Consider the following 2,751-nt stretch of genomic DNA (forward strand, 5'->3'; position numbering starts at 1 on the left):
ATTATTATATATAATAATGTTAATAGTTTTCTTGACACATAAAGGCTATTTTGATAATTCCTATGGCGCCGGACGGCGCATGTATTTCTGCGGCGCATCCAATGCCGTAAAACCAAAGCCTGCATACAGGGCGTGCGCATCGTCCGTCGCCAGCATCCAGCCCACGTTGCGCAAGCGTTCATCGCCCAGCACGGCAGCCACCAGTTGCCGGCCATAGCCGCGGCCCTGGCAGTCCGGCAGGACGAAGACGTCGCGCAGGTAGGCGAAATCCGTATAGTCGGTGACGACCCTGGCGAATGCCACTTGCCGCTCATTCACGTAGCCGCCAAAGCACAGCGCGTTCTCGATGCCCTTGCGCACCGTTTCCAGCGCCACGCCGCGCTTCCAGTAGGATGTTTCGCTCAGGTAGCGGTGGATCATCGCCACGTCCAGCTCATCCCGCACGCTGGAAATGCGCAGGGGCACGCCCATCAGTTCTTGATCAGCAGGTCGGCTTCCGCAATGCTGGGGTCGCCGAAATACACGGTGCGCACGCCGCCCTTGCCGTCGCTGCCCACATACACGCCCGTCATGCTGCGCGCGGCCGGATCGTACAGGATGCTGTAGCGGTGGCCGCAATTATGCGGCTCGCAGACGCTGCTCAGCAGGCGCGCCTTGCCGTCGATCTCGACGGGCTTGAGCGGCGTCGTCACGCCATTCGGCACCCAGCGTTGCCGCTTCAGGCCGGCACGCTTGAGGGCGATATTGAAGGCGCTGCGAAAGGCGTAGTCCGCCCTGTAGACTTCGGGAAAATACGGGCAGGCGGCACTCCCGTCGCAGCTTTGCGCCTGCTCGATCAGCGACAGCCTGGGCGTGCGGGCTTGCGCAGGCAGGGCGGCCAGCGCCACGGCCGCGCTCATCAACAGTGGTAACAGCAAACGCAGGGACATGAAACCTCCTAGGACAGCACATGAAAGGGCGCAGCATAGCAGAATGGCATGCCCGCTTGCGCACGGGCATCAGGGCGAGCAGCGGATGCCGACCACGCCATTGACTTTTCCTTCCGGCCAATCCGTCTGGCGCCAGCGGTACACGCCGGGCGCCACGATGATCAGCTGCCACTCCACGAGCTTGCCATGCGCGTCCTGGCGGGTTTCATTGTCATAGCGCAAAGTCAGGCTGCGCTCCGTCTCTGCCACCACCGTGGCGGCGAAACGGTTGCTTTCCCCCAGATTGCTCTTCCAGACGCGGTCGTTGAAGATGGCCAGGCGCGCATGATCGTCAGACAACTGCATGCGCGTAAAGTGCCGCGGCTGATCGCACACATTATTGGTATTGAAACTGTCGGACCAGCTGCCGGCGAGTTGCGTGACATCGAAAGGAGTGGTCGCGGCAGTCACGGCCGCGCTCAGCAGCAAAGTTGCAAGCATAAAATGTCAGAGGTATCGAAAAGGAAAGGAAGTGGCATGGTCAGCGCAACGCTTCAGTGATGCTCGATGGCAACGCGGGCGTGCGCCGGTGCAGGGTCGCCTGCTCATAGGCATATGCCATGGCAATCAATTGCATTTCGGTATGACACGCGCCGATGAACGACAGGCCGACGGGCGAGCCGTGCGCCATGCCGGCTGGCACCGTCATCTGCGGCTGGACGGAGTGCGCCAGCGGCGCGGCGCGGCAGGTCGGCCCCACCAGCGCGTCGAGTCCCTGCCCGCGCAGCACGTCGCCGATGGCGTCCGCTCCCGGCTCCGGCGCGGGCAACTCCACCAGTTCGGCGCCCTGCTCGCGCAGCACCTGCAGGGCCTGCTCGATCACGGCATCCGTATCGGTGCAGTGCCCGAACAGGCTGCGCGCCACGCCGATGCGGCGTCCGCGCAGGCTGGCCAGGTCCAGCACCGCGTCATCGGCCTGGCCATCGCCGGACAGGGCCGCCAGCAGCCACGCTGCCTCGCGCACGCTGGGCGCCATCGGCCCGGCCACGGCCGCGCCGCCCGCCAGGCCGGCAGCCACCCGGCCCGTCGGCTGGATGGCGACCAGGCCGCACGTGGACGCCGGCGCGACGATGGAACCATCCGCTTCGCTGTCCACGGCGAGGATGGTCAGGCCAGCCCAGCTGGCGCTGGCGTGCGGCATGCTGACGGCGGCCCACTGGCGCAAATTGCTCTTGCCGATGATGACGGCGCCAGCCGCGCGCAGGCGCGACGCGATGAAGGAGTCGCAGCCGGCATGCGCCGCCGATGGCGCCTGCGTGCGCGTCTTCATGCGGTCGCCGGTGGCTATGCTGTCGCGCAAGACGACGGGGATGCCATGCAGGGGGCCGCGCACCTTGCGCACCTGCCGTTCACGGTCCATTTCCATGGCAATCTTCAAGGCGTCGGGATTGATTTCGATGCCGGCATGGGCGCGCGCGCCCGTGCTGCACAGCGAGCGGATGCGCGCCAGGTACTGCGATGTCAGCGCATGCGAACTGAGCTTACCTGCCTGCATCATCTGCTGTTGCGGCAACACGCCCGCATCGAGCAGGTGGGCCATGGGACTGGCGGGCGCCGTCGCACGCGCCAGCACGGGACGCGCAGCGCGCCCGGACACGGCCGCAGCCGTGGCGCCCCGATAAGCGCCATTGCGTAACAAATGACTGCGCTGCATGGTATCTCCAGGGAACTTCAATGTTTCTAACGCAACAATGTAGAAGCCATAGCATAGCAGTCCTTGCAACTCAATTGTTGTTGAAGGGAATTATTTTTTAAGCAAAAAAAACGCTGCCCTAGGGCAGCG

Annotated in this window: 4 protein-coding genes; all 4 read right to left on the bottom strand. The window is 64.3% G+C overall.

All coding sequences use genetic code 11. The features are described from left to right. Positions 1 to 60 precede the first annotated feature (60 nt). On the bottom strand, positions 61 to 471 hold the full coding sequence (locus EBS11_RS28095) for a GNAT family N-acetyltransferase (RefSeq protein ID WP_290608788.1): 411 nt from the start codon (positions 469 to 471) through the stop codon (positions 61 to 63). Next, on the bottom strand, positions 471 to 929 hold the full coding sequence (locus tag EBS11_RS28100; protein ID WP_290608790.1) for an Ivy family c-type lysozyme inhibitor: 459 nt from the start codon (positions 927 to 929) through the stop codon (positions 471 to 473). Before EBS11_RS28100 ends, EBS11_RS28095 begins: the two co-directional genes overlap by 1 nt. A 69-nt stretch (positions 930 to 998) precedes the next feature. Then, on the bottom strand, positions 999 to 1,409 hold the full coding sequence (locus EBS11_RS28105; RefSeq protein ID WP_290608792.1) for a hypothetical protein: 411 nt from the start codon (positions 1,407 to 1,409) through the stop codon (positions 999 to 1,001). A gap of 40 nt (positions 1,410 to 1,449) precedes the next feature. Next, positions 1,450 to 2,622, bottom strand: coding sequence for an amidase family protein (locus tag EBS11_RS28110; RefSeq protein WP_290608794.1), 1,173 nt, complete (start codon positions 2,620 to 2,622; stop codon positions 1,450 to 1,452). Between the last annotated feature and the right edge of the window lie 129 nt (positions 2,623 to 2,751).

The organism is Janthinobacterium sp. (assembly GCF_009923995.1).
In the GTDB taxonomy this organism is placed as follows: domain Bacteria; phylum Pseudomonadota; class Gammaproteobacteria; order Burkholderiales; family Burkholderiaceae_D; genus Janthinobacterium.